The sequence below is a fragment of the Microbacterium sp. NPDC090225 genome, from assembly GCF_044772365.1.
Classification (GTDB): Bacteria; Actinomycetota; Actinomycetes; order Actinomycetales; family Microbacteriaceae; genus Microbacterium.
The window spans coordinates 26,430-53,218 of sequence record NZ_JBIVYS010000001.1; the positions used below are offsets into that span (position 1 = coordinate 26,430).

The 26,789-nt window shown below is 69.4% G+C and carries 24 protein-coding genes and 1 tRNA gene; 13 read left to right on the forward strand and 12 right to left on the reverse strand.

The window, feature by feature from the left end; genetic code table 11:
- The first annotated feature begins 36 nt into the window (after positions 1–36).
- Entirely contained in the window at positions 37–930 is an 894-nt protein-coding gene (locus ACIQTT_RS00120; RefSeq protein WP_402784388.1) for an NUDIX domain-containing protein, read from the forward strand.
- Between the two features lie 33 nt (positions 931–963).
- On the opposite strand, the gene ACIQTT_RS00125 is transcribed toward ACIQTT_RS00120, so the two are convergent.
- From ACIQTT_RS00125 to ACIQTT_RS00140, 4 genes are read right to left on the reverse strand one after another with little or no spacing between them, the layout of a single operon-like run.
- Complete coding sequence (locus tag ACIQTT_RS00125) at positions 964–1,350, reverse strand: RNA-binding S4 domain-containing protein (protein ID WP_402784391.1); 387 nt, start codon at positions 1,348–1,350, stop codon at positions 964–966.
- A complete protein-coding gene (locus ACIQTT_RS00130; protein ID WP_402784394.1) occupies positions 1,347–2,018 on the reverse strand; it encodes a lysoplasmalogenase family protein in 672 nt (223 codons plus the stop codon). The genes ACIQTT_RS00125 and ACIQTT_RS00130 overlap by 4 nt, the downstream gene beginning before the upstream one ends.
- Before the next feature lie 37 nt (positions 2,019–2,055).
- Positions 2,056–2,511: a hypothetical protein gene (locus ACIQTT_RS00135; protein ID WP_402784397.1), complete on the reverse strand. Its 456-nt coding sequence runs from the start codon at positions 2,509–2,511 to the stop codon at positions 2,056–2,058.
- Positions 2,512–2,548: 37 nt separating this feature from the next.
- On the reverse strand, positions 2,549–3,133 hold the full coding sequence (locus ACIQTT_RS00140) for a GNAT family N-acetyltransferase (RefSeq protein WP_402784400.1): 585 nt from the start codon (positions 3,131–3,133) through the stop codon (positions 2,549–2,551).
- A gap of 107 nt (positions 3,134–3,240) precedes the next feature.
- Here ACIQTT_RS00140 and ACIQTT_RS00145 point away from each other — a divergent pair.
- Positions 3,241–3,317 (forward strand) — tRNA-Pro (locus tag ACIQTT_RS00145).
- A 94-nt stretch (positions 3,318–3,411) separates the two neighbouring features.
- Here ACIQTT_RS00145 and ACIQTT_RS00150 read toward each other — a convergent pair.
- Both ACIQTT_RS00150 and ACIQTT_RS00155 read right to left on the reverse strand, forming a co-directional pair.
- Complete coding sequence (locus ACIQTT_RS00150) at positions 3,412–4,962, reverse strand: DUF1524 domain-containing protein (protein ID WP_402784403.1); 1,551 nt, start codon at positions 4,960–4,962, stop codon at positions 3,412–3,414.
- A gap of 354 nt (positions 4,963–5,316) precedes the next feature.
- Positions 5,317–6,477, reverse strand: a complete 1,161-nt coding sequence (locus ACIQTT_RS00155; protein WP_402784405.1) for an ice-binding family protein — start codon at positions 6,475–6,477, stop codon at positions 5,317–5,319.
- A gap of 212 nt (positions 6,478–6,689) precedes the next feature.
- Between ACIQTT_RS00155 and ACIQTT_RS00160 the strand changes: the two genes are divergently transcribed.
- Both ACIQTT_RS00160 and ACIQTT_RS00165 read left to right on the forward strand, forming a co-directional pair.
- The gene (locus ACIQTT_RS00160; protein ID WP_402784407.1) at positions 6,690–8,399 is read left to right on the forward strand and encodes a long-chain-fatty-acid--CoA ligase; all 1,710 of its coding nucleotides are present in this window, start codon (positions 6,690–6,692) and stop codon (positions 8,397–8,399) included.
- A 271-nt stretch (positions 8,400–8,670) separates the two neighbouring features.
- The gene (locus ACIQTT_RS00165; protein WP_402784409.1) at positions 8,671–9,060 is read left to right on the forward strand and encodes a hypothetical protein; all 390 of its coding nucleotides are present in this window, start codon (positions 8,671–8,673) and stop codon (positions 9,058–9,060) included.
- Positions 9,061–9,087: 27 nt separating this feature from the next.
- Here ACIQTT_RS00165 and ACIQTT_RS00170 read toward each other — a convergent pair whose 3' ends face one another.
- From ACIQTT_RS00170 to ACIQTT_RS00180, 3 genes are read right to left on the reverse strand one after another with little or no spacing between them, the layout of a single operon-like run.
- Entirely contained in the window at positions 9,088–12,543 is a 3,456-nt protein-coding gene (locus ACIQTT_RS00170; RefSeq protein WP_402784411.1) for an error-prone DNA polymerase, read from the reverse strand.
- On the reverse strand, positions 12,543–14,081 hold the full coding sequence (locus ACIQTT_RS00175) for a DNA polymerase Y family protein (RefSeq protein WP_402784412.1): 1,539 nt from the start codon (positions 14,079–14,081) through the stop codon (positions 12,543–12,545). The genes ACIQTT_RS00170 and ACIQTT_RS00175 overlap by 1 nt, the downstream gene beginning before the upstream one ends.
- Positions 14,078–14,851 (reverse strand): hypothetical protein, encoded by a 774-nt coding sequence (locus tag ACIQTT_RS00180; RefSeq protein ID WP_402784414.1) that lies wholly within the window; start codon positions 14,849–14,851, stop codon positions 14,078–14,080. The genes ACIQTT_RS00175 and ACIQTT_RS00180 overlap by 4 nt, the downstream gene beginning before the upstream one ends.
- A 156-nt stretch (positions 14,852–15,007) precedes the next feature.
- Here ACIQTT_RS00180 and ACIQTT_RS00185 point away from each other — a divergent pair, with 156 nt between their 5' ends.
- From ACIQTT_RS00185 to ACIQTT_RS00205, 5 genes are all read left to right on the forward strand, one after another.
- Positions 15,008–15,478: a prepilin peptidase gene (locus ACIQTT_RS00185; protein WP_402784416.1), complete on the forward strand. Its 471-nt coding sequence runs from the start codon at positions 15,008–15,010 to the stop codon at positions 15,476–15,478.
- A 54-nt stretch (positions 15,479–15,532) separates the two neighbouring features.
- Positions 15,533–15,745 carry a response regulator gene (locus tag ACIQTT_RS00190; RefSeq protein ID WP_402784418.1) on the forward strand — a complete coding sequence of 71 codons (213 nt, stop codon included), beginning with the start codon at positions 15,533–15,535 and terminating at the stop codon, positions 15,743–15,745.
- Positions 15,738–16,352 (forward strand): CYTH domain-containing protein, encoded by a 615-nt coding sequence (locus tag ACIQTT_RS00195; protein WP_402784421.1) that lies wholly within the window; start codon positions 15,738–15,740, stop codon positions 16,350–16,352. Before ACIQTT_RS00190 ends, ACIQTT_RS00195 begins: the two co-directional genes overlap by 8 nt.
- Positions 16,353–16,422: 70 nt before the next feature.
- Positions 16,423–17,589: a type III polyketide synthase gene (locus ACIQTT_RS00200; protein ID WP_402784424.1), complete on the forward strand. Its 1,167-nt coding sequence runs from the start codon at positions 16,423–16,425 to the stop codon at positions 17,587–17,589.
- A complete protein-coding gene (locus ACIQTT_RS00205) occupies positions 17,579–18,295 on the forward strand; it encodes a methyltransferase domain-containing protein (RefSeq protein WP_402784427.1) in 717 nt (238 codons plus the stop codon). The genes ACIQTT_RS00200 and ACIQTT_RS00205 overlap by 11 nt, the downstream gene beginning before the upstream one ends.
- Before the next feature lie 87 nt (positions 18,296–18,382).
- Here ACIQTT_RS00205 and lpdA read toward each other — a convergent pair whose 3' ends face one another.
- Entirely contained in the window at positions 18,383–19,780 is a 1,398-nt protein-coding gene (gene lpdA, locus ACIQTT_RS00210; RefSeq protein ID WP_402784430.1) for a dihydrolipoyl dehydrogenase, read from the reverse strand.
- 9 nt (positions 19,781–19,789) lie between these two features.
- Complete coding sequence (locus ACIQTT_RS00215) at positions 19,790–20,455, reverse strand: copper resistance protein CopC (protein WP_402784433.1); 666 nt, start codon at positions 20,453–20,455, stop codon at positions 19,790–19,792.
- 112 nt (positions 20,456–20,567) lie between these two features.
- On the opposite strand from ACIQTT_RS00215, the gene ACIQTT_RS00220 reads away from it, so the two are divergent.
- From ACIQTT_RS00220 to ACIQTT_RS00230, 3 genes are all read left to right on the forward strand, one after another.
- Positions 20,568–21,053 carry an FHA domain-containing protein gene (locus ACIQTT_RS00220; RefSeq protein WP_402784436.1) on the forward strand — a complete coding sequence of 162 codons (486 nt, stop codon included), beginning with the start codon at positions 20,568–20,570 and terminating at the stop codon, positions 21,051–21,053.
- Positions 21,053–21,733 (forward strand): MerR family transcriptional regulator, encoded by a 681-nt coding sequence (locus ACIQTT_RS00225; protein WP_402784439.1) that lies wholly within the window; start codon positions 21,053–21,055, stop codon positions 21,731–21,733. The genes ACIQTT_RS00220 and ACIQTT_RS00225 overlap by 1 nt, the downstream gene beginning before the upstream one ends.
- 100 nt (positions 21,734–21,833) lie before the next feature.
- Entirely contained in the window at positions 21,834–22,379 is a 546-nt protein-coding gene (locus tag ACIQTT_RS00230) for a MerR family transcriptional regulator (protein ID WP_247622066.1), read from the forward strand.
- A gap of 85 nt (positions 22,380–22,464) precedes the next feature.
- On the opposite strand, the gene ACIQTT_RS00235 is transcribed toward ACIQTT_RS00230, so the two are convergent.
- Positions 22,465–23,277, reverse strand: coding sequence for a ParA family protein (locus ACIQTT_RS00235; RefSeq protein WP_391478482.1), 813 nt, complete (start codon positions 23,275–23,277; stop codon positions 22,465–22,467).
- Positions 23,278–23,370: 93 nt separating this feature from the next.
- Here ACIQTT_RS00235 and ACIQTT_RS00240 point away from each other — a divergent pair, with 93 nt between their 5' ends.
- Entirely contained in the window at positions 23,371–26,778 is a 3,408-nt protein-coding gene (locus ACIQTT_RS00240; protein ID WP_402784444.1) for a pyruvate carboxylase, read from the forward strand.
- Positions 26,779–26,789 lie beyond the last annotated feature (11 nt).

Here is a 26,789-nt window from a genome sequence, read left to right on the forward strand (position 1 = left end):
AGCGCTGTCGGGCCGCGGCTGTGACAGGGTGGAGGGGTGACGATCGTTCCTCCCGCTTTCGATGAGCCGCGCCGCCCGGAGGGGCCGCGCGATCCCGGGGATGCCTGGGTCGTCGCCGACTCGGGGGAGCGGTACTGGGGACGCTTCGGCGCTGCCGGGCTGTTGGCCGTGGATGCCGAACGCGGGGTGCTCCTGCAGCACCGCGTCGCCTGGAGCCACTTCGGCGGTACCTGGGGCCTACCGGGTGGCGCGCTGCACGAGGGCGAGAGCTCGATCGCGGGTGCACTGCGCGAGGCGCAGGAAGAAGCGGGAGTGCCCGACGGCGCCGTTCGCCCGCGATTCACCAGCGTGCTCGATCTCGAGATCTGGTCGTACACGACCGTCGTCGCCGATGTGCAGACGCCGTTCGAGCCGGTGATCAGCGACCCGGAGAGCGTCGCGCTCGAATGGGTGGCCCTCGACGACGTGGATTCCCGGCCGCTGCATCCCGGCTTCGCTCGGGCCTGGCCGGAGCTGCGTCGTCTGCTCCAGGAGCACGTGGCGCTCGTGGTCGATGCGGCCAACGTGGTGGGGTCCGTGCCCGACGGCTGGTGGAAGGATCGTGCCGGTGCCGCCGAGCGACTGGCCGGACGGCTGGACGGTGTCGGGGTCGCCGCCTCCGAGCTGGGCGTCGGCGGGACCGAATGGTTCCCGGAGGTATCCCTCGTGGTGGAGGGGCAGGCGCGGGCGCTCGACGCGCATCCGCCGGCGGTCTCGATCGTGCGCGCGGATGCCGCCGGTGATGACGCCATCGTCGCCGAGGTCGAGCGGCGCGTCGGTTCCGGAGCGAACGTGGTGGGAGTCACGAGCGACCGGGAGCTCGCCGACCGCATCCGGCGGACCGAGCCGGCGCAGGTGCGCTCGGCGGGATGGCTGCTCGACCGACTCTGAACGTTCCCTCCTGCGTGCTCGCGGTGCGAAAGGTCAGCGGAGGAAATCGTCCGATCCGCGCTCGGAACGTGCGTGCAGGCGATCGATCTCCCGACGCTCGCGTTTGGTCGGGCGTCCGGCCCCGCGGTCGCGGAGGCCGAGTGCCGCCTGCGGCTCGCGCTCGGGGGTCCGGTCATCGTAGGCGACGGCGGCGAGCGGTGCGCCGACGCGCTTGACGAGCAGCTGCCGCACGAAGAGGATGCGATCGAATCCGGCGATGCGGATGCGCACCTCATCGCCGATCCTGAGAGCCTGCGCTGCCTTGACCTTGTCGCCGTTGACGCGCACATGCCCCGCACGGCATGCCGTGGTCGCAGCGGAGCGGGTTTTGTAGACGCGCACGGCCCAGAGCCAGCTGTCGACGCGTGCCGTGGTGCTCATGGAGTGCTCCTGCGGGTGAGAGCGGCGATCGCGCCGGCGATGAGGAGGCCCTGTCCGAGCGTGTAGGTCAGCATCACGACAGGGCTGCCCCAGGGGGAGACGACCTCGGGAAGGAAGAGGCGGAAGGCGAGGATCGTGTCGCTCGCGAGGAAGAATGCGCCGCCGACCGCGATGGTCGAGGTGCTGCGTGCCGAACTGGCCGCTGTCCCGGCGAGGACGATCCCGTAGATCGCCAGGGCGAGGAGGAGCCCATCGGTGTGCGGCCCGAGAATCGTCAGCATCGCGATCCACCAGACGGCGTAGATCAGCGTCCACCATGGCATCCGTCTCCGGGCGAGGACTCCGAGGAAGAGCGCGATGTAGGCCAGGTGGGCGAGGCCGAAGAATCCGAGCATCACCGGCAGTTCGGGAAGCGCGGGGAAGAAGGCGCCCGCGCTGTCGCCGAGCCACGAGAAGACGAGCGCCGCTGCCAGGAGCCACGTGGCCTGTGGGGATCCGAGCCGTCGCGCGAAGACGATCACCGGGATGGCGAGCAGCGGCATCAGCAGGATCTTCGTCGGTCCCGCCGCTGCGCTGTCGAGCGCGAGAAGGATGACGTGCGCGATCGAGACGACGGTGTAGGGCGTGAAGGACCACACCAGCGCGGGGGAGAGGATGCGTCGGTGCATCCCCCCATCGTAGAGTTGCCGCGGACCGACCGCCGGATCAGGATTCGACGGTGACGTGCGTGATGGTGTCGTCATCGCCGAGGTGGGCCGCGGGCCAGTAGCCCTCCGGGAAGTGCGTGCCGCAGGTGTCGGTCAGGTGGAGCACGATCGTGCCGTCGGAGGCCGCCTCGATCGCTTCGAGCGCCAGGTCGGATGCCGCCTCGTCGAGCTCGTGGGGATCAGGGTCGCCCTGGCTGAAGGCCGTGACCACGGCGTCAGATGCTCGTCGTTGGATCGTGTCGATGTCGGCGACGACGGCGCGGAGTCGGGGGAGTCGTTCGCGGGACTCCTCGGCCGACGTCCCCTCGAGCATGAGCTCTACAGGGGAATCGTCTCGCGCGAGTGATCCGCCGTACCAGTCGTGGGTGAGCACCGTGCCGTCGGTGAGCTCGGTCGTCGCGCGGGTGAAGGTGCCGAGTACGGCGTCGTCGATGATCGGATGCTCGTCGCTCATGTCTCCACGCTATCGGTCGACCCAGGCGCGTCCGGGGTCATTTCGAGAGGTCGAGCGTCACGAGGGGACGTCCGGGCTTCAGCTCGCCGCGCGCGCGGAAACCCTCGGCGAGGAAGGTCGTGAGCATGCCGTGGAACAGTTCGTTCGCGTGCTGCTTCGTGCCGCCGGTGTCGACGGGGTATCCCTCGATCAGGCGGGCCCCCGCCGTGCGGGCATACTCGACGGCCGCGTGCAGCAGAGCACCGTTGAGGCCCTGCCCACGGTGCTCGCGACGCACGACGAAGCACGTGACGGCCCACACCGAGGCGTCGTCGAAGGGCTCTTCCGTGGCGGCGGCGATGGCGCGGGTGTGCTCCAGGCGGCGCTGCACCGTTCGCGGGCCGATTCGGATCCATCCGGCGGCCTCGCCGTCGACGTAGGCGATCAGTCCCGGCGGCGGCCCCGCGTCGATCTCGTCGTGGAGCATCGTCGTGCGCTCGGGCGTTGTCGTCGCATTCCAGTCCTTGTTGCGCAGCATCGGCCAGATGCACTGACAGCTGGCGCCGTCGCCGCCTCCGGTCAGCGCGTGCTGCACGTCGTCCCACCGGGTTATCGTTGCCGGCTCCGTCGTGATCGTGGTCATGGGCGGCACGCTACGCCGGGCATCCGACACTCGCAACGGCGGTGGTTCGCGGAGGCCCCGGCGTCAGGCTAAGATGGATGAGTTGCCTGCGCGAGAGTGCAGAACAACGGGCTGTGGCGCAGCTTGGTAGCGCACTTGACTGGGGGTCAAGGGGTCGCAGGTTCAAATCCTGTCAGCCCGACCAGATAAGCCCCGGAGATCGCAGGACGATGCGGATCTCCGGGGCTTTGTCGTGTGTCGAGGGGGCCCGCCAGCATCCGCCGACGAGCCCCCTCGGCTCACCCGAAGTGCGACTCGCAAGCGATGCGGTCGTTGTCGCCGTCCAGCCGGAACACATCCCCGTACCACGGGTAGTACTTGTTGAAATCTGCTTGCGCTGCCGCCTGCGACGGGTAGTCAGCGCAGTTCTTGTCGAAGTTCGGCTTCGGCGGCGCGGTCGGCTTGGGGGGAGTGGTCGGCTTCGGAGGCGTGCCCTGCATCTCGGGACGGGGGGAACCCATCGCCCTGTACTCGGCGGCCGTCAGGGCTTTCGACACCGTCGATCCGGAGTAGTAGATGGTATTGCTGCCGTAGTTCTGCCAGACCCGGTCGTTCGGGAAGCGAGTGCGCACCACCGGTACGGGGTTGCCTTCCGCCGCCCAGCGCGCGCCAGTGATCGGCATGCCGAGGCCCTGGGAGTAGTCCGTGAGGTACGCGATGCTGGAGTTCCACGAGAGTTTGACGAAGCCCTGATTGGAGCGCTTCTCGAATGCCGGCTTTCCGGCGGCCGCCCATTCCGCGCCGGTCAGTGCATGCTTGGTTCCGCCCACGTCCTGGACGAAGATCTGCGAGGATCCGGCCCACTGATAGTAGGTCGACCCTTCGATCCACCCGGCGTTGCGCGGCTGCGGATTGCCCGCCTTCTTCCACTCGGCTGCGCTCACGTGCTTCCAGATCCAGCGCGACCTGTCGGTACCGAAGATCGTGACGGCGCTGATGGTGGGTGACCACGCGTACTTCACGTAGCTGGTCGGTGCCGGTCGAGGAGTGGGGGTGCCCGCCGCCTTCCACTGCGCGAAGGTGAGGGCGGTGATGGAGGTACCGGTGACCGCCCAGATCGTCCCGTCGTACTTCGTGATGTAGTAATCGGTCGGCGATGCCGGTGTGGCGGGGCGGTCGTCCGGAAGCGTCGGAACGACGGCCGTCTGCGGCCCGCATCCGGCGAGCACGTTCTGCACCGCAGACTTCTCGGCCTCATCGATGGAGAGATTCCACCGCCACTTCACTGCGACCCAGTCGGAGACGTAGGCGCAGCGCGCAGCGGGGAGCGAGGTCGTCGGCAGCCATCCGGCCGGATCCTTGTCGGACTTCGCGGTGTTGACCGCGGCGGTCACCATACGCAGGGATCGCGCATCACCGGTGTCGTTCGCGAACGCCGTTCGCTGTGCGTCGGTCCACGTCCACGCGCCCGAGACCCAGGCTTCCTTCAACGCGACGAGGTGGTCCATCTCCACCGCCGCCGGATCGACGTGCAGCACGTTGTCGTAGGTCGAGAGCCACTGACCGCTCACGACGTCGCATCCCTCGGCGACGACCGCCGGGACCTGGGACTCCTCGATGAGAACTTCCTGGCGTGTGCGGCATCCGTCGCCGTCGAGATCCTGCCCCTCGAAGAAGAGGTCTCGGTTGTACGCCGGCCCGGAAGTCACCTCCACCCTGAGCTCGTTGAGCAGATCCGACACGAGGACCTGCTGGCCCGCCGGAGGCGCGGCCAGAGCGGCGATCGGTGTTGCGGAGCCGATGATGACGAGCGCGACGGATATCGCCGTAATACGTACGCGATTGCGCATGCTTCTCCCCTGAATGGACTCCGCCATGGAGCCTCGCGCTCAGGATACACACAGGTATATCGATGTGCATGGATCTCGCGAGTCGCGGAGATGGCGAACCGAGGGGAAAACGATCCGGCCCCTCATCGCCCGAGATGAGGGGCCGGCGAAGTCGAGCGAGAAGGTCCGCAAGCGCACCCACCCCCGATTGGAACGCTCGGACCCGAGAGAGTATCCGGTTGTGCCGCCTGGTTCGACCGACGCGGAGTCGCGTCTACGACTCGTTGTCTAACCAGGTTAGCTATTTCATCCGATCGCTGCTCTCCCTTGACGTGGCGTGGTCGACCGGATACGGCCGGCGGGGAGCAGGCAGCGTCAGCCCTCGCGGCGCGACTGTCTCCGCGACAAAAGAGCGATCCCGCCCAGGAGCAGTGCCATGGCGCCCCACAGCCCGCCGCCGAGATCGAGTCCGCTCTCCGCCAGTTCCGGCGCGCCCGATTCCTGGGGTGCTCCGGAGCCCGGCGCCGCCGGAGGTACCGCGACGACCGTGGGTTCGATCGTGATCTCGTACGCGACCACGACATCGGGGGAGGTGCCGTTGCTCACCACCACCGTGAAGGGGAAGGCTCCCGAGGTGGTCGGCGTCCCGCTGATGATGCCGGTGATCCCGTCGAGCGCGAGTCCGGGAGGCAGCGTGCCCTCGCCGATCGCGTAGGTCGGGGTCGGGGTGCCGGTGGCGGTGATCGTATGCGTGTAGTCCACACCGGTCTCGCCGTTCCCCGGAGCGCCCGAGGTGACCTCGGGGCTGGTGCTCACCGTGCCGGGAGCCGAGCACCCACTCGGTGCGACGATGATGTTGTCATCGAGCGTCACGGCCCCGGTTCGGGCCAGCAACCGGCCCTCGACGGTCGCCGCGGTCTGCGCCGTGACCGAGACGTCGGCCATGACGGTGCCGATGAACTGAGCCGCCGAGCCGATCGTGGCCGACGACCCCACTTGCCAGAACACGTTGCACGCGCTCGCGCCACCGGTGAGGGTGATGGTCGCGCCGGTCCCGATCGTCAGCGTCGATGCCGCTTGGAAGACCCAGACCGATTCGGCCGTGCCCTCGAGGGTCAGTGCTCCGGAGAGGGAGAGCTCTCCTCCCGAGTACACGCCCGGGGTCAGCGACTGGCCCGTGAGATCGCCGAGCCCGGACGTCGTCGGCGTCAGTCCGGCGGCGACACCGTACGCCGTCGTCAGATCGGCCTGCGCCTGAGCCGCGACCGCGTCGGTCTGATGCACGGTGCCGGTCACGGTTCCCGGCGGAAAGCCGGTGATCGATGTCTCCGGGCTCAGGCCGAGGTCGCCATCGAGCACCGACGGCCCGGTGTTGGTCACGGCCGAGGCAGCCAGAACGGCGAAGGGCGTGGCCGTTCCGAGGTCGATCGGGCCATCGATCGTCGTGTCGGCCGACGCCGCGCCAGGGAAGGCGAGGAGGATGACCGTGGCGGTCGTCGCGGCGAGGAGGAGGGCAGGTCTTCGAATCCGGAACATGACGTTCCTTCCGTTCGGGAGGGCTCGTCATCGACAGCGGTCAACAGGTCGGCACCTTCCGCCTGTCTATCACCGATATACCGCTGGTCCCGATCTGCGTACAACTGACGACTCAATCGTGACCTTCACGCGGCGGTCGGGTCGGCACTCAGCATCCGCATTCGTCCCGCTCCTAGACTGGGCGGCACGGCGCCCGTGCCGAGGAGGATCCGATGGACCACACCCCGCTGTCCGAGGCCAAGCCCTGGCTGAACGCGTACGCCGAGGGCGTTCCGCACGACATTGACGAGGTCACCCAGACTCTCCCCGAGATGCTTCGGCAGAGCGCCAAGAAGCACGCCAAGCGCACGGCGCTGGAGTTCTTCGGCAGCCGCACGAGCTACGCCGATCTCGACGAGCGGGTGAGGCGCGCGGCCGCGGGTCTCCGAAACCTCGGCGTGCGAAAGGGCGACCGGGTCGCTCTCGTCCTCCCGAACTGCCCTCAGCACGTCGTCGCGTTCTACGCGGCGCTGCGGCTCGGCGCGATCGTCGTCGAGCACAACCCGCTCTACACGCCGCGCGAGCTGCGCCATCAGTTCGAGGATCACGGTGCGACGTTCGCGATCGTGTGGAACAAGGTCGCCGACACCGTCGCGGCGTTCCCATCCGACGTGCGCCCGGCGCACATCCTCACCGTCGACCTGACGCGGGCGATGCCGGCCGCGCAGCGCCTCGCCCTGCGCCTGCCGGTCCGCCGTGCACGCGATGCACGCGCGGCTCTGACCGCCAAGGCGCCGCGGGGTCGTGGCATCCGCGAATGGGAGAGCATCGAGGGCGCCCGTCCGCTGCCGCGGCGCGCGCCCGGTCCCGAGCTCGACGACATCGCCCTGCTGCAGTACACGAGCGGCACCACGGGCGAGCCCAAGGGGGCGATGCTCACCCATCGCAACCTCCGCGCGAACGCGATGCAGGGGCGCGCCTGGCTGCCCGGTCTCCGCGAGGGCGAGGAGACGGTCTACGGAGTGCTGCCGCTGTTCCATGCCTACGGGATGACGCTGTGCCTGACGTTCGCGATGGGCATCGGCGCCAAGCTCGTGCTGTTCCCGACGTTCGACGTGGGACTGGTCTCGACAGCCGTGCGCAAGTCTCCGCCCACGTTCCTTCCCGCGGTGCCGCCGATCTACGATCGTCTGACGCGGGCGGCATCCCGTGACGGCCTCGACCTCTCGACCGTGCGCTTCGCGATCTCGGGGGCGATGAGCCTGCCCGTGTCGACGGTCGCGCGCTGGGAGGAGGTGACCGGCGGCCTCCTCGTCGAGGGGTACGGGATGACCGAGACCTCGCCCGTCGCTCTCGGCAACCCCGTCGGCCCGACGCGGCGACCCGGTACCGTCGGCGTCCCGTTCCCGAGCACCACGATCCGCGTGGTCGATCCCGATGACGCACAGGTCGAGGTCGCGCCGGGCGAGTCGGGCGAGCTGCTCATCCACGGACCGCAGGTGTTCTCGGGCTACTGGGGACGCCCGGAGGAGACGGCCGAGACCCTCTTGCCGGGAGGCTGGGTGCGCACCGGAGACATCGTCACGGTGTCGGAGGACGGCTTCGTGACGGTGGTCGATCGCCGCAAGGAACTCATCATCACGGGCGGCTTCAACGTCTCGCCCAGCGAGGTGGAGGAGGCGCTGCGCTCGCACCCGGATGTGGAGGACGCCGCGGTCGTGTCGCTCCCGCGTGGCGATGGCGCCGAGATGGTCGCGGCCGCGGTGGTGCTGCACGCATCGGCGGCGGTCGGGATGGAGGCGCTCCGCGACTACTGCCGGACCCGGCTTGCGGCCTACAAGGTTCCACGCCGGATCGTGCCGATGGATGATCTGCCCCGATCGCTGATCGGGAAGGTCCTCCGGAAGGACGTCCGTCAGCGGATGCTCCAGGAGGAGATCTAGCACGACGGGGATGAGCCCTCTCGAGTCGTCTGCCCCACGCAGGTCTTCTCGAGAGGGCTTCACCGTCCTTCCCGGACGGTGGGGAGGCGGCGATGAAAACTCGCTGCTCTCTCTCGGGCTGATTCCCCAGTCCTCAGCCCTGTAGCCCCCGCTACGCATATCAGAATATCTCGAAATTGTCTTGTCCGCCATTTGGGGGACAAACTTTTTTGAAAGTCGTGATTTTCCGGGGTCTCTACCGCCCCGAACGGATGCTTCCTAAGGTGGAGTCATGGACAGATCGATCGTTTTTCCGGGGCAGATCGCCATCGCGCAGGGCCACCGCGTCGAGGTGACCGAGCAGCTCGATCCGCTCAGCGGCGAGACGCTCGCGATCGCCGTCCGCGATCTCGAGACGAACATCCGCTACCGGCTCGTCGAGGAGGCGGCCGGTATCGATGAGCTGCGCTGGCTGGGCAGGGTGCTGGACTGCACGATCAGTGTGTCGTCGACGGGGTCGCGCACCGAGCTGCGCGTGGATGCCCGCGGGCCGGGCCCGGTCGGCGCGAAGGTCGCGCTGCGCGAGGCGGATGCCGCGGCCGACGCCGCCAAGGCCGAAGCCGACCGCTGGGGCGGATCCGATCGCCCGCCATCCGTCGAGGAGTCCGAGCGATTCTGGTGAGCCCCGCGACCCGACGTCCGGGACGCCTCATCGGAAGTCCCGCGAACGGTGGGAGAGGCCGGTGCGCAGGTCGTCGAAGGCATCCGCGAGCACGTTGATGACCCCCTCCTCGGATCGTTCGAGGATGCCCCGGATGATCAGTGCGGGGGAATCCCGAGCAACCCGACGGTAGCGGTTCCAGACGCCCGCGGAGCAGATGATGTTGACGAGCCCCGTCTCGTCCTCGAGATTCACGAAGGTCACGCCCGCTGCGGTCGCCGGCCGCTGGCGGTGGGTCACGAGGCCGGCGACTTCGACACGCCGACCCGTCTCGTGGGTGCGCAGATCGGCGGAGGTGAGCACGCCGCGCTCGCCCAATGCCTCGCGGAAGTGCAGCATCGGGTGGTCGTCGGTCGAGACCCCGGTGGCCCAGAGATCGGCGGAGAGGCGTTCGTAGCTGCTCTGATCGGCGAACAGGGGAGGCTGCACCGCCACGGTCGTCCCGGGCAGGAAACGCGAGCGGTCATCGGCTGCCGCGCCGGCGAGCCAGATGGCCTCGCGGCGCTCGAGCCCGAGGCAGGCGAACGCCCCGGCGGTCGCGAGCGCCTCGAGTTGTGCGGCCGTGGCATCCGTGCGCCGCACGAGATCGTTCAGATCGCGATACGGGCCGTGCGCCTCGCGCTCCGCGACGATCCGCTCGGCCATCGGCACGCCGATCCCGCGCACTCCGCTGAGTCCCATCCGGACGGCGTAGCCGCCATCGCGACGGTGGGCATCGGATTCGTCCGGGGCATCGCGGTCGAAGCGCAACGTCGGCGGCTGGGGGATGTCACGGCAGGAGTCGCGTCCCGTCGGCATCCGGCCCTCTGCTCCGGTGAGCGGTTCGAGCGTCTCGGTCGCGCCGGAGACCTGCAGATCGGGGCGACGCACCTCCACGCCGTGCCGGCGGGCATCCGCCGTCAGGGTCGCCGCGGAGTAGAACCCCATGGGCTGCGAACGCAGGAGCCCGGCGAGGAAGGCCGCGGGGTAGTGCAGCTTCAGCCAGGAGCTTGCGTACACCAGGAGAGCGAACGACAGGGAGTGCGACTCCGCGAAGCCGAAGTTCGCGAACGCCTGGATCTGCGCATAGATGCGATCGGATGCCGCCTCGTCGAGGCCGCGTCGTGCCATGCCCGCGTAGAGCTTCTCGCGTACCTTCTCGATCTTCTCGAGACCGCGCTTGGAGCCCATCGCCCGACGCAGCAGGTCGGCCTCGTCGGCTGTGCAGTCACCGACCGCGGTCGCCATCTGGATCAGCTGCTCCTGGAAGATCGGGATGCCCAGGGTGCGCTTCAGGATCGGCTCGAGGTCCGCGTGCGGATAGGGGATCGGGAAGTCGACGGGCGCCTCACCGCGGGCCGCGCGTTCCCGGTTCTCCTCGTCGACCCGATCCTTCGCCATCTTGCGCTGCACGAACGGATGCACCGCCCCGCCCTGGATGGGACCCGGGCGGATGAGGGCGATCTGGATCGCGAGGTCGTAGAAGCTCCGCGGTTGCAATCGGGGCAGCAACCCGATCTGCGCCCGCGACTCCACCTGGAAGACACCGATCGAGTCGGCGCGGCAGAGCATGTCGTAGACCCCGGGCTCCTCCTTGGGCAGGGTCTCGAGCGTCCAACGCTCGCCCGTCGCGTCGTGGATCAGGTCGAAGCAGTGCTGCAGGGCTGCCAGCATCCCGAGACCCAGCAGGTCGAACTTGACCAGGCCCATGAACGCCGCGTCGTCCTTGTCCCACTGGATGACGGTCCTGTTCTCCATGCGTGCGTGCTCGACGGGAACGACCTCACCGACCGGGCGCGCCGTGAGCACCATCCCGCCCGAATGGATGCCGAGATGGCGCGGCGCCTTCATCAACTCGCCCGCATAGGCGAGCACGTTCGCGGGGATGTCGTGCCCCTCGGCGGGTTCCAGCCCGGCACCCCAGCCGTCGACCTGCCGCGACCACGAGTCCTGCTGCCCCGGGGAGTGTCCGAGCGCCCTGGCCATGTCGCGCACCGCGTTCTTCGGCCGGTACTGGATCACGTTCGCCACCTGTGCGGCGCGTTCCCGGCCGTACTCGGCGTACACCCACTGGATGATCTCCTCCCGGCGTCGCGAGTCGAAGTCGACGTCGATGTCGGGCTCCTCCTGACGGGTGGTGGCGAGGAACCTCTCGAAGGGCAGCCCGTACAGGATGGGGTCTACGGCGGTGATCCCCAACAGGTAGCAGACCGCGCTCGCCGCGGCCGATCCGCGCCCCTGGCAGAGGATGCCGCGGCGGCGAGCCTCGGCGACGATGCCGTGCACGATCAGGAAGTAGCCCGGGAAGTCCTTCTCCTCGATCACGTTCAGCTCGCGTTCGATCCGGCTCCGCCCGGCGTCGTCGATACGGGGGTACTTCGAGGGCACGGCCTCCCAGACGAGTCGCCGCAGCCAGCTCATCGGGGTGTGCCCCTCGGGGACCCTCTGCCGGGGGAGGGCGGGACGGGCGAGACGCAGGGGGAAGGCGGATGCCGCGGCCAGCTCGAGCCCCGAGGAGATGGCTCCGGGGTATCGCCGGAAGCGCGCCGTCATCTCGGCGCCGCTGCGCAGGTGCGCGCCCCCGTGCGCGGGGAGCCATCCATCGAGCTCGTCCATGCTGCGCACCGCCCGGACCGCGGCGACGGCCTCGGCGAGCGGCGCCTGCATCGGGGTGGCATAGTGCACGTTGTTCGTCGCAACGACGGGGAGATGCATCCGTCCCGCCAGCTCCGCGAGCACGTCGTTGCGGCGGGTGTCGAGCGGGTCCCCATGATCGAAGAGTTCGACGGCGACGTGCTCTGCGCCGAAGAGGTCGATGAGGTGCTGCAGCGGTTCCCGGGCGTCTCCACGCTCGAGTCCCCGACGCACTGCGCCCTTGCGGCATCCGGTCAGGATGGTCCAGTGGCCCTCGGCGCTCGCCGCGAGCTCGTCGATGTCATAGACGGGGCGGCCCTTCTCGCCGCCCCGCAGCTGTGCGGCGGTGATGACTCCGGAGAGCCGGTGGTAGCCCTCCATCCCGCGAGCCAGGACGAGCAGGTGCTCACCCGCCGGATCGGGGGTGCCGCGCTGCGGGGCCGGCAGATCGAGCGACAGCTCGGCCCCGAAGACCGTCTGCAGCCGGACGTCCATGAGTTCGGCGACCTCGGCGAAACGCGCGGCGCCGTAGAAGCCGTCGTGGTCGGTGAGCGCGAGGGCGCTGAGCCCGAGACGCTCGGCCTCGATCAGGAGCGCCTCGGGGGAGGAGGCGCCGTCGAGGAACGAGTACGAGGAGTGGGCGTGCAACTCTGCATAGGGCACGGCGTCATCGGGGCGCGGAACGGACGACGGAGGGATGCTCTTGCGTCTTCTGCTCACCGGGCCGGGATCGGGGCGTGCTCCGGCGGGTTCGGCGCTGGCGGGCGGCGGCTCGCCGCTCAGGGTGCGAGCCAGCTCGCCCCACTTCAGCGGCGGGTTGTGGAAGCCCATCAGCGATACCGCCCCTCGGCCCACCAGCGTCCACCGGCGCAGAACACCAGCCAGGCGCGATCCCGGTCGTCGACGACCTGGAAGCGGTGTCCCTTCTTACCTCCGCCCGACGCCCAGCGGCGCTCGTGCACGGGCCAGGGGCCGGCCCAGGCGTGCACGGCGGTGCCGTCGATGAACGCGGGGTCGGAGGAGAGGGCTCCGCGCTCGTCGATGCGGACCACGGCGCCGTCGGCTCCGGTGACCCCGAGGGGACGCGGCGGGCGGAAGACCTCGGCGGGAAGCGGATCGGGCAGACTCCCGGGCCAGGGGGAGACGGGGTCGCGCGGAGCGACCGCGCGCTCTCCCCACGGCGTGAGCACCTGGCGGTCGGCGAGCCACCGCCCGCCGGCGAGTGCAGCGGTGACCACGCCCTCGTGCCCCAACATGGTCTGCACGCGAGACACGGCATGGTGCAGGCGTTCGTCGGTTCCCGCGCCGAAGAGGCCAGGCTGGTGGTGGGCGGCGTCATCGACGGCGACCGGCACGATCCGCACCGCCGAGATCCCCCCGAACGCCCGTGCCTCGTCGACCGGATCCTTCGCGGACTGCGCCGCGAGCGCCTCCAGCTGCCAGCGCACCCGGTCGACCAGGTCGGAGGCGTCGAAGCACGAGGGGTGCAGCCACGGTCGGGAGAACACCTGCCCGTTGTCGTCGGTCAGGTCGATGCGCACCTCTGTGCAGACCATGGATGCCTCGCCCAGTGCGAGCATCACCGCGTCGGCTGTCTGCCGCACCGCGAAGGCCACCTGATCGGCGCCGCCCAGCGGGGTCTCGAACTCCACGCTCCGCACCAGCTCGGGGTCGGGAGGGCGAGGCGTGAGGTGCTGCGAGTCCGCACCCGCTGCCAGCGCTCGGAGGCGGGCGCCGCGCTCGCCGAAACGGTCGCGCACATCGACGGGGTCGAGGGCCGCGAACTCGCCGAGCGTGCGGACACCGAGACGGAGGAGGAGGCCGGTGATCTGCTCGTCGCGCAGCACTTGCACGGGGAACGGCGCGAGGAACTCCCGTGCCTCACCCGGAGGTACGACGGTGCAGCGCTGCGGTCCGCGTGCGGCGATCTCGGCGGTGAAGGGGCCGTCGCCGACGCCGATGCGCACCTCGGGGAATCCCGCCTCCGTGAGGCGCGACACGAGCCAGGCCGCGGCCGTCTCCTCTCCGCCGTGATAGCGGGAGATGCCGCGGGCGCGGAGAACCGCGAGACCGGGACGCAGCAGCGTGACGCCGGGGGCGTGCTCCTCGATGAGCTGCAGCACGGGGAGGAAGGCGCGCTCATCGCGGTCGGGGTCATGGGGGAGCACGCGCAGGGAGGAGAGGCGGCCCTGCGCCTCGCGACGGCGCTGCCCGACCCGCACCCCGTGCTCGCGGGCGGAGGCGGTGCAGGCGACGACGGTGTTCGCATGCATCAGGGCCGTGGGCGGGTGCGGAAGCGCGTCGCCCAGTGCGGCGCGCAGCGGCCAGTCGGGGAACCACAGCACCAGGACGCGGAGAGGGGCGTTCATCCGGCCTCCGCCCAACGGAGGAGCTCGGGTGCCGGCGCAGGGCTCTGCGTGCGCGCGGGTGACACGGGCAGCGAGGGGAGTGCGGCGAGTTCGGTCGTCACGGATTCGAGCGCACCGTCGCGCCCGGGCAGTCGCACGCGGACGCTGGAGGCGAGCGGGCGACGGCGGGTCTGCGCGGTCACGGTCACCGTGCGATCGGACAGCAGACCCCAACCGGCGCCGAGGCCGTTCCACTGCGGATCGTGCACGCGGATCGACCCTTCGCTCTGCGGCCAGACGCCGGTGACGAGCAGCGTGCAGCCGCGATCGCGCAACCGGGCGCTCAGGCGGGAGACGTCGGCGTCGCGCAGCCGTGTTCCGGGGTGCACGGCGATCAACGGGACCACCTCGGCGAGGGCGGAGGTCGCGGCGAACCAGCGATCGCCGGGATCGGGCACCAGGATCAGTCGATCGAGATCGATGCCGAATCCCGCGGCGGCCTCGACGCCGAGCGTCGGCATGCCGACGACGGCGCACCAGTGCCCTTTCTGCGAGGCCGCGCTCAGCAGGGCGAGCACGAGGCTCGGCGAGGGGGAGAGCGTGTACGCGGTGCCGGCCAGGAGGCCGTCGTCGGGGAGGATGGACGAGAGGGCGGGGTCGAGGGGGAGCACCGCCTGGTCGCTGCGGCGGCGCTGCATCCGACTGATCTCGCGGCGCAGACGAAGCACCTCTCCCGCACGCGCATCGCTGTTCGGAGAGAGCGCGGTCACCGCATCGAGCCCGATCCCCATAATCTCCATCCTCGAACGAATATTCGAATATATCAAGTGATGGAGTCGAGACTAATTCGTACATGGGACATTGTGCGCACGGTCGTCGGGCACCGGCGCCGTGAGGTTATCCACAGTCCTCCACGGGGTGGAGGCGGAATCTCCTAGCCTTCCGGGATGGATACGCGCTTCGCCCTCGTCGGGCTCGCCCACCTCGCGCTGCTCGGCATCGGCGGGTGGCTGCTCGTCATCGACGCGCGCACCCACCGCCTTCCCGATCGCATCGTGCTCCCGACCCTCGCGGGGCTCCTCCTGCTCGCACTCGTCGATGCGCTCGCCACCGGCGACCGGGCGCCATCGATCCGAGCGCTCCTGGGAATGATCGTGCTCGGCGGCTTCTACGCACTGCTGCGTCTGCTGAGTCGCTCAGGCATGGGAGGCGGCGACGTGAAGCTCGCAGCCGTGATCGGCCTGGTGCTGGCCTGGCATGGATGGACGGCGCTCGCCGTGGGCGCGGCATCCGCCTTCGTCCTCGGTGCGCTCTACGCCCTGGGGCTGATGGCGCTCCGTCGGGCCGATCGCACCACGCGCATCGCCTTCGGCCCCTGGATGATCGTCGGTGCGGTGCTCGGCGTCCTCGCGGTCTGAACGGGCCCGCCGGTTCTCCGCCCGAAGGTCGGAGCACGGGGATAGGGTGAGGGCATGGCACTCGCACGACTTCACGGCGGCCCGCTGGACGGGCAGATCCTTCCCCTCGGTGACGCGGACGACAAGCTGATCGTCCCTTACAGCGAGACGCAGGTGGTGTACAACCGCCGCGGCGAGCCGCAGAACACCGGCTCCGACGACGGTCCCACCGAGATCGACTACTGGTACGACGAGTCCCTCGAGGACCTCACGTCCAACGATGACTGAGCCGTCGCGCACCGTCGAGGTCGAGCGCAAGTTCGACGTCGACGATGCGACGCCGCTCCCTCGATGGGACGCGATCCCCGGAGTCGACACCGTCACGGACGGTGAGTCCCGTGACCTCGACGCCCAATACTTCGACACGGCCGACGGGACACTGTCGCGCTCCGGAGTGGCGCTGCGCCGACGCACCGGTGGCCCTGATGCGGGCTGGCACATCAAGGGCCCGCGCGAGGGGGATGGCCGGCTCGAGCTGGGATGGCCGCTCGGAGACGGCGAGGGCATCCCGGATGCCGTCGCCGCCACGGTCGCCCGTTGGACCACCGACCCGTTGACGCCCCTGGCGCGCATCCGCAACGATCGCACCGCCTACCTCCTCACCGGACCCGGCGGCGTGATCGCCGAGTTCGTCGACGATCGGGTCCGCGCCACCGACCTCCGCCAGGGCGTCGAGCGCGCGTGGCGCGAGTGGGAGATGGAGCTGGGGCCGGCTGCACCGGCGGACGCCGACGGGCGCGAGGCATTCTTCTCCGCAGTCGAGGCCGCGGTGCGCGCGGCCGGCGGACGAGACGCATCCTCCGGATCCAAGCTCGCCCGCGCACTCGGGTTCTGAGCCTTCGCAGAGGCCGCGACACGGCACAACCCCCTTCCCTCCGGAAGCAGCCGCGTGCTTGAGTGACACCATGAGCCGTCCCGCCGTCCTGCGCTCGCTGCAGACGATCGTTCCCGACACCGTCATCGCGCAGGACGCGGTGAGAGACGTCTTCGCGCAGCAACCCGGTCTCGGGCGTCTCGCGCAGCGGATCGTCACGGCATCCTTCGACGGCTCGGGCATCGACACCCGGCGCACCGTGATCGAGGAGTTCTCACCGCTGCACGAGACGGACGAGCCGGTGTTCTTCGCCCCGGCGACACGCCAACTGCTCGCGCCGGGTACCCGGGTGCGCAACGACATCTACGTGCGCGAGGCGACGAGGCTGTTCGTGGAGGTCGCGCAGCGGGCGGTCGAGGAGGACCCCGACCTTCAGGCCTCCGATGTGACCCACGTGATCACCGTCTCGTGCACGGGCTTCCATGCTCCGGGACCCGAGTACGAGATCGTGCGCGCTCTCGGGCTGGCCGACAGCGTGCAGCGCTTCCATTTCGGATTCATGGGTTGCTACGCCGCCATGCCGGCCCTGCGGGCGGCGAGCCAGTTCTGCGCGGCGGACCCGGATGCCGTCGTGCTCGTCGTGAGCGTCGAGCTCTGCACACTGCATCTGCGTTCGTCCGAGGATCCGGACACGATCGTCGCGACCTCGCTGTTCGCCGATGGAGGGGCGGCCGGGCTCGTCACGGCGCGCCAGCTGCCGTCGGAGGTGCCGGCGCTGAGCCTCGACCGCTTCCATACCGCCATCGCCCCCGAGGGCGAGAAGGACATGGCGTGGACGATCGGCGACGAGGGTTTCGAGATGATCCTCTCCACCGCAGTGCCGCAGATCATCGGCGAGACCATCCTCGGAGCGCTCCGGCCTCTGTACGTCGGGGAGCACGACATGTCGATCGCCTTCGAGGAGGGCGTGATCGGCGAGCGGGTCGCGCACTGGGCGATCCATCCCGGGGGCCGCAGCATCCTCGACCGGATCCAGGAGCGTCTCCAACTGAGCGATGCGCAACTGCACCCGGCTCGTGCCGTGCTGCGCGAGAACGGCAACATGTCGAGCGCCACCATCCTGTTCGTGCTCAAGCGAATCCTCGAGGAGGAGGGCGCGCAGCGGGGGGATCGTGTGGCGGCGATGGCGTTCGGCCCGGGGCTCACCGCGGAGAGCGCGCTGATGACGGTCGAGACGCCGCGCGGTCATGACGCCTGACCTGCGGCAGCGGGCGGTCGATCTGCGGGAACTCATGGACGATCCCGAGGCCGACCTGCGGATGCTCGAGCGCACGTACCAGCGCTTCGAGGCCGTCAACGCGCTGGTGTCGCGTCCGGGGCTGGTCTATCGGCGGCACGTGCGACCGCGCGCGCGGCTCGGCGAGGTGCGCATCCTCGACATCGGTGCGGGTGGGGGAGACCTCTGCCGGTATCTGGCGGCGCGCCTTCGTCGCGAGGGGCTGTCGGCGCGGATCACGGCGCTCGACCCGGACGAGCGGGCGATCGAGTGGGCGCGCGCCCATGACGGCACGGCCGGGGTCGACTACCGGTGTGCGGACAGCGCGACGCTGGCGGATGCCGGAGAGCGGTTCGACATCGTCGTCTCGAATCATCTGCTCCACCACCTCGACTCCGCCGAACTCACGGCTCTCCTCCGCGACAGCGAGAAGCTGGTGGAGCCGGGTGGCGTCGTCGCGCATCAGGACATCGCGCGGGGACGCGCCGCCTATGCGCTCTACGCCGCGGGGACGGGGCTGCTCGCGAAGAATCTCCTCGCGGACTCGTTCATCCGAATCGACGGCCTGCGCAGCATCCGCCGTTCCTACACCTCGGTCGAGCTCGACGCAGTGGTTCCGGCGGGATGGCGGGTGAGATCGGCGCTGCCGGCTCGGCTCGAACTGCGGTGGGAGCATCCGCTCGGCTGAGCATGTACGGCCGCAACACGCACGAAGGCCCGGTCGCGCGAGCGCGGACCGGGCCTTCGTGGCAGTGCCTTCGAGAGGCGCGCGTGATCAGAAGTTGATCATGTGCCCCGCGAGGCCGTGGAAGCCCTCCTGCAGAGCCTCCGAGAGCGTCGGGTGCGTGTGCACGTTACGCGCCAGCTCGAGCGCGGTGAGATCCCACTTCTGGGCCAGCGTCAGCTCGGGCAGCAGCTCCGAGACGTCGGGGCCGATCATGTGGGCGCCGATGAGCTCGAGGTGCTCCGCGTCGGCGATCAGCTTGACGAAGCCGACCGGCTCGCCGAGGCCGTGCGCCTTGCCGTTGGCCATGAACGGGAAGCTGACGACCTTGACGTCGTGCCCCTCGTCCTTCGCCTGCTGCTCGGTGAGACCGAACGAGGCCACCTGCGGCGAGCAGAACGTCGCGCGCGGCATCATGCGGTAGTCGCCGAGGGTCATGGTCTCGGCCTTGCCGATGGTCTCGGCGGCGACGACACCCTGCGCCTCCGCCACGTGGGCGAGCTGCAGCTTGGCGGTCACATCGCCGATGGCGTAGATGCCCTCGACGTTGGTGCGCATGTGGTCGTCGATCGCGATCGCGCCTCGCTCGGTGAGCTCGACACCGGTGTTCTCGAGACCGAAGCCCTCGACACGAGGGGCGAAGCCGATCGACATGAGGACCTTCGAGGCCTCGATCGAACCCGCCTGGCCGTCCTTGCCGGTGTAGGTGACCGTGACGGAGGAGCCGTTGTCGACGACCGTCTCGACCTTGGTCGAGGTGAGGATGTCGACGCCGTAGTTCTTGTACTGCTTGGCGATCTCCTTCGACACGTCGGCGTCCTCGTTGGGGAGGGCGCGGTCGAGGAACTCGATGATCGTGACCTTCACGCCGTAGTTCGTCAGCACGTAGGCGAACTCCATGCCGATCGCGCCGGCACCGACGATGACGATCGACTCGGGCAGATCGCGCGTCATGATCTGCTCTTCGTAGGTGACGACGTTCTCGCTGAGCGTGACGCCCGGAAGCAGGCGGACCGTGGAGCCGGTCGCGATGATGACGTTGTCGAAGGTGACCTCTTCGGTCGTGCCGTCGGACTTGGCGACCGAGATGGCCTTCGGGCCGGTGAAAGTGCCGCGGCCGTCGTACTCGGTGACCTTGTTCTTCTTCATCAGGAAGTGGATGCCCTTGACGCGGCCCTCGGCCACGTCACGGCTGCGGTCGAACGCCTTGCCGAAGTCGAGCGTGAAGTCGCCCGAGATGCCGAAGAATTCGGCCTTGTGCTTCAGGGTGTGGGCGATCTCCGCGTTCTTCAGGAGAGCCTTGGAGGGGATGCAGCCGACGTTGAGGCAGACACCACCCCAGTACTTCTCCTCGATGATGGCGGTGGACAGGCCGAGCTGCGCGCTGCGAACCGCAGCGACGTATCCACCAGGACCTGCACCGAGGATGACGACGTCGTAATGAGGCATGCGTTAAGCCTATCGCGCCGCGGAGTCGTCGGAACCGGTCGGCGAGGCGCTGCGGCGACGCCGCGAGAGGATGACGGCCAGCGTGATCCCGGCGGCGATCACCAGGATGCCGAGGACGACGAGGATCCAGATCCACGCCGTCGACGGGGTGGCCGCCGCGTCGTCATCGGCCGTGAGAGTCGGAGTCGCCGAGGGCGATGCCGAGGGTTCGGCCGAGGCGAACGGGGCGGATGCCGTCTCGGTTGCGGCGGGCGAGGGCGCGGGGGTCGGGGCCGTGCTGTTCGCCACGGTGAAGGAGAATTCCTTCGACGTCGGATGTCCGTCGCTCGAGACGACCTTCCACAGGACGCGATACACGCCGGCGTCGGCCGCAGTGATCAGAGGCTGGGTGACGGTCGCTCCCTCGGTCACGGCAGCACCCTCGGAGACGAGATTCCCGTTCGCGTCGAGAACCTGGACCTCGGTGGCGTTCTCCCCGGTGATCAGGTCGGCACTGAACGTCAGAACGATCTCCGCGGGGAGGACGTCGACGGTCGAGTCCGCCACCGGGGTGGAAGAGATGAGGTCGTCGTGGGCCGAAGCCGACAGGGGCGCGAACAGCACGAGGAACGCGGCGAGAAGGGCCGCGGCGAGGGCGAGGGGCGCGGTCGAGCGCCGGAGGATGGTGGTCTGCACCCCACCACCCTAGGAATATCCGGTGTGCGATGCCTGAATGTGGGAATCGACTGTGGATGCGGCTCCCGCGAGGGCCCCGGCATCCGATAGTCTGGACGATCAGGAGGGCAAAGTGACAGACAGCGACAGCCGACCGGCCGCAGAAGCGGCGATCCACCGATCCGGCGAGCAGAAGCACGACGTGACGCAGACGTTCGGACACGATTCCGACCTGTCGTTCGTCCCCTTCGGCGTGGAATTGACAGAGGTGGAGCAGTCGGCGATCGCCGCGCTCCCGTCCGGTTCGGCGCTGCTGCTGGTGCGATCCGGCGCGCTGGCGGGTGCACGCTACCTCCTCGACACCGACGTGACCACCATCGGGCGTCACCCCGAGGCCGACATCTTCTTCGACGACGTGACCGTTTCACGTCGTCATGCCGAGGTCACCCGGAGCGGCGCGGCGTTCGAGATCATCGATCAGCGCTCCCTGAACGGCACGTACGTCAACGGTGAGCGGTTCGACCGCAGCCCCCTGGTCGACGGAGCAGAGGTGCGCGTCGGAAAGTTCCGACTGAACTTCTTCGCCTCTCCGGTCGACCGCGCAGCGGCCAACGCCTGATGGCGGCTTCCCCCGCCCGCGAACGATCTGCGTCCGCGGGTCTTCTGAGCATCGGTCAGGTCCTCGCGCGTCTCACGCCCGACTTCCCCGATCTCACCTCCAGCAAGCTGCGCTTCCTCGAGGTGCAGGGGATCGTCACCCCGTCGCGCACAGAGTCGGGATACCGCAAGTTCTCGCAGGCCGACATCGAGCGCCTGCGCCTCGGGCTCACCCTGCAGCGCGACCACTATCTTCCGCTGAGCGTGATCCGCGAGCAGCTGGATGAGGCAGGCGCGGAGTCCGCAGCCCTCACGCCTCCGCCGTCGATCACCCCGACGCCGCGTCGCTACCGTCGCACCGAGCTGCTCTCGGCCGCCGGAGCTGGTCCTCAGCTGCTGAACGACGCGATCAGCACCGGCGTCATCGCGGCGCAGGAGTCGTACCCCGAGGCCACCGTCGCCCTGTTGCGCGGACTGGTCGCCCTCGACCGCCACGGCATCGAGCCGCGCCACCTGCGGGCACTGCGCCAGGGAGCCGATCGCGAGGTCGCCCTCATCGAATCGGCGCTGTCGGCGCTGCTGCGGCGCACCGACACCGCATCGCGCGCCAAGGCGAGCGAACTGGCGCCGGAACTGGCGTCGAAGATCGATGAGGTCCGCGGTCTCTTCGTCAAGGAGGCGTTGACGCGCGTCCTTTCGTAACGAACTGATTGCGACACACCTTCACGGTGTCGCGGATGTCGTTGCCGCTCCGGGGGTGCTGCTCTAGCGTGGAGTTAAACCGTTCCAGGGAGGATTTGAAATGAATGCGGATGAGCTCACAGGCGACCCGCGGTTCGTGCCCGAACTCCTCTTCACCGACGGTCTCCCGGCGATGGACGACGAGGTCGGATACCGCGGAGCGGTCGCCGCTCGTGCCGCCGGCATCACCTACCGACAGCTCGACTACTGGGCGCGCACCGAACTGGTCGTCCCGACCGTCCGCGGCGCCAGCGGGTCCGGCTCGCAGCGCCTCTACGGTTTCCGCGACATCCTCGTGCTCAAGCTCGTCAAGAGCCTCCTCGACACCGGTATCTCGCTCCAGCAGATCCGCACCGCGGTCGAAGAGCTGCGTCGCGCCGGCATCCGCGATCTCGCCGGCACCACCCTCATGAGCGATGGTGCCTCCGTGTACCTGTGCACCTCGAACGACGAGGTCATCGACCTCGTGAGCCGCGGCCAGGGCGTGTTCGGCATCGCCGTGGGCAAGGTGCTCCGCGAGGTCGAGTCGACGCTGGTCGAGTTCGACCCCACTGCTCCGGATCCCGTCGACGAGCTGGCCAGCCGCCGGTCGAAGCGCTCGGCCTGACTCACCCTCCCTCTGGACACAAGACCTCCGAACAGAAGAACGGCCATCCTCGTGGAGGATGGCCGTTTCTCATATCTGCGAGGCGTTACGCCTGCTGTCCGCTCTCGGGAACGGGGATGCGTCCGGTGCGGATGATCCGATCGAGGAGCTGATCGAAGTCGGCGGCGAGCTCCTGGGCCGAGTCGCCCGGCCAGATGTGCAGCGGCTTGGCGGCGCCCTGCGCCTGCTGGAGCGACGTGCGCTCGGGGAGCTGGGGGGAGAGCACGAGCGGGCCGAACATGTCGCGCAGTTCTTTGATGCGGAACTGGTGCTCGATCGACTGCGGGCGCACGCGGTTGACGACGATGCCCAGCGGCTGCAGACGCGGGGAGAGACCGCGACGGATCTCCTCGATCGCGCGCAGAGCGCGGTCGGCTGCGGCGACCGAGAACAGACCGGGTTCGGTGACCACCATGACGCGGTCGCTCGCGGCCCACGCGGTGCGCGTGAGGGCGTTGAGCGAGGGGGCGCAGTCGATGAGCACGAGGTCGTAGTCGGCCTCGACGGCGGCGAGGGCCTCTTCGAGCTTCCACACGTCGCGCACGCTGGGGTGCGGGCCGTCGAAGTTGATCGCCGACGGGCTGCCGATGAGCACGTCGATCGTTCCGGGGTGCACCTTCGCCCAGCCGCTGGAGGTGATCGCCTGACGGACGACCTTCTCCTTCGGGTTCGCCAGGACATCGGCGATGTTGAGTCGTCCTGCCACCTGGATGTCCATGCCGGTGGACACATCGGACTGCGGGTCGAGGTCGACGACGAGAGTACGGACGCCCCGGGCGAAGGCCGCTGAGGCCAGGCCGAGGGTCACGGTCGTCTTGCCGACGCCTCCCTTGAGAGAGCTGACGCTGAGTACGTGCACGGACTCCACGTTACCTTGCCCTAGTCTGGGGGGACACTCAGCCCCGCCCCATGTGCGTGCATCCACGCGTACATCGAGCTCCCAGAGGTGTGCATGTTCCAGAAGATCCTTGTGGCCAACCGCGGCGAGATCGCGATCCGTGCCTTCCGCGCGGCCTATGAAGTCGGAGCCAGGACCGTCGCGGTCTTCCCGCATGAGGATCGGGGCTCCGTGCACCGCCTCAAAGCGGACGAGGCCTACGAGATCGGCGAGCGCGGCCATCCGGTGCGCGCCTACCTGAACGTCGACGAGATCATCCGCGTCGCGCTCGAATCCGGTGCCGACGCGATCTACCCCGGCTACGGCTTCCTGTCCGAGAACCCCGAGTTGGCCGAGAAGGCCGCGGCCAACGGCATCGTCTTCATCGGCCCGCCCGCCGCCGTGCTCGAGATGGCCGGCAACAAGGTCGAGGCCAAGCGCCACGCCGTCGAGGCCGGCGTGCCCGTGCTGCGCTCGACCGAGGCGTCCGCCGATGTCGAGGCGCTGGTGTCCCAGGCCGCCGACATCGGATTCCCGCTCTTCGCCAAGGCCGTGGCCGGCGGTGGCGGGCGCGGCATGCGCCGCGTCGAGACCGCCGCGGAGCTCGCTCCCGCGCTGGCCGAAGCGATGCGCGAAGCGGACAGCGCCTTCGGCGACGCCCGGATGTTCCTCGAGCAGGCCGTCATCCGCCCCCGTCACATCGAGGTGCAGATCCTCGCCGACAAGACCGGCGAGACGGTGCACCTCTTCGAGCGCGACTGCTCGGTGCAGCGCCGCCACCAGAAGGTCGTCGAGATCGCGCCGGCGCCGAACCTCGACGACGGCATCCGCACCGCACTGCACGGATACGCCGTCGCCTTCGCACGGTCGATCGGCTACGAGAACGCCGGCACGGTCGAGTTCCTTCTCGAGACGGCGGGGGAGCGCGCGGGCGAGGTCGTCTTCATCGAGATGAACCCGCGCATCCAGGTCGAGCACACGGTCACCGAGGAAGTCACCGACGTCGACCTCGTCCAGAGCCAGATGCGCATCGCCTCCGGTCAGACGCTGGCGGCGCTCGGCCTGCAGCAGCAGAACCTGCAACTGCGCGGAGCGGCGCTCCAGTGCCGGATCACGACCGAGGACCCCACTCAGGGATTCCGCCCGGACACGGGGAAGATCACGACCTACCGCTCGCCCGGTGGCGCCGGCATCCGTCTCGACGGCGGAACCGTGCACCAGGGCGCCCAGATCAGCCCCCACTTCGATTCGATGCTGTCGAAGCTGACCTGCCGCGGGCGGGACTTCCCCGCAGCGGTCGCCCGTGCGCGCCGCGCCCTGGCGGAGTTCCGTATCAGGGGCGTCTCGACGAACATCCCCTTCCTGCAGGCGCTGCTCGACGACGACGCCTTCGTCGCCGGTGACCTCAGCACGTCGTTCATCGACGAGCGCCCCGAGCTTCTGCGCGGACGGGTGTCGAAGGACCGCGGTACGAAGATTCTCAATTGGCTGGTCGACGTGACCGTCAACAAGCCGAACGGTGCGCACCCGGGAGCCGTCGACCCCCGCACGAAGCTGCCGGCGATCGACCTCACCGCCGACCCCGTGCCCGGCTCGCGTCAGCGCCTCCTCGAGCTCGGGCCGGAAGGGTTCGCGGCCGAACTGCGCGCGCAGACCGCGCTCGCGATCACCGAGACGACCTTCCGCGACGCGCACCAGTCGTTGCTCGCCACGCGTGTGCGGACGAAGGACCTCGTGGCGGCCGCCCCCTACGTCGCCCGGCTGACGCCGGGCCTGTTCTCGGTCGAGGCCTGGGGCGGGGCGACCTACGACGTCGCGCTCCGCTTCCTGGGCGAGGACCCCTGGGAGCGTCTCGACAAGCTGCGCGCCGAGCTACCCAACGTGGCGATCCAGATGCTGCTCCGAGGGCGGAACACGGTCGGTTACACGCCGTACCCGACGGCCGTCACCGACGCGTTCGTGGCCGAGGCCGCAGCGAGCGGCGTCGACATCTTCCGCATCTTCGACGCCCTCAACGACATCGAGCAGATGCGTCCGGCGATCGCGGCGGTCAGGCGCACCGGAACCGCGGTCGCCGAGGTGGCGCTCTGCTACACCGGGGACCTGCTGAATCCGGCGGAGGACCTCTACACGCTCGACTACTACCTCGGCCTCGCCGAGAAGATCGTCGAGGCCGGGGCGCACATCATCGCGATCAAGGACATGGCGGGTCTGCTGCGTCCGGCGGCTGCCGCGAAACTCGTCTCCGCGCTGCGAGAGCGCTTCGACCTCCCGGTGCACCTGCACACGCATGACACCCCCGGCGGACAGCTGGCGACGCTCCTCGCCGCCAGCGCCGTCGGCGTCGATGCCGTGGATGCCGCAGCCGCTCCGCTGTCGGGCACGACGAGCCAGCCCTCGTTGTCGGCGCTGGTCGCTGCGCTCGCGCACACCGACCGCGACAGTGGCATCGATCTCGCGGGCGTCTCGGATCTCGAGCCGTTCTGGGAGGCGGTGCGGCATCAGTACGCGCCGTTCGAGTCGGGTCTTCCGGGACCCACGGGGCGTGTGTACCATCACGAGATCCCGGGTGGTCAGCTCTCGAACCTCCGCCAGCAGGCCAAGGCGCTCGGCCTCGCCGACGACTTCGAGTTGATCGAGGACATGTACGCCGCGGCCGACCGGATCCTCGGTCGGGTGCCGAAGGTCACGCCCTCGTCGAAGGTGGTCGGCGATCTCGCCCTGCACCTCGCCGCGGTGAAGGCCGACCCCGCCGATTTCGAGGCGAACCCGGAGAAGTACGACGTGCCGGACTCGGTCGTGGGCTTCATGGCGGGCGAGCTCGGGGACCTGCCGGGTGGGTGGCCGGAGCCGTTCCGCTCGAAGGTTCTCGCGGGGCGCACGGTGCGCGTCGGTCTGACCGACCTCACCGCCGACGACGAGTCGGCCCTCGCGGGCGACAGCGCGACACGACGGGCGCGGCTGAACACGCTGCTGTTCCCGGCGCCGATGCAGGAGTTCAGCCAGATGCGTGAACTCTTCGGCGATCTGTCGGTCCTCGACACCAGCGACTACCTGTACGGCTTGGTCGCGGGCCAGGAGCACCTGGTCGAGATCGATCGCGGCGTGCAACTGTACGTCGGGCTCGAGGCGATCGGTGACGCCGACGACCGCGGCATCCGCACCGTGATGACGACCCTCAACGGCCAGCTCCGCCCGGTCTTCGTGCGGGATCGCGCGATCTCCGTCGATGCGCACGAGGTGGAGAAGGCGGACACCTCCGTGCCGGGTCAGGTCGCGGCTCCGTTCTCGGGAGTCGTCACTCTGAAAGCCGAGGTCGGGGCCACGGTCCGTGCCGGAGAACCGGTCGCTTCGATCGAGGCGATGAAGATGGAGGCCGCGATCACGGCCCCCGTCGACGGTGTGGTCGAACGCCACGCGATCGCGTCGACCCAGCAGGTCGACGCCGGCGATCTTTTGGTCGTCATCCGTCCCGCGCACTAACCTTGTCCGGG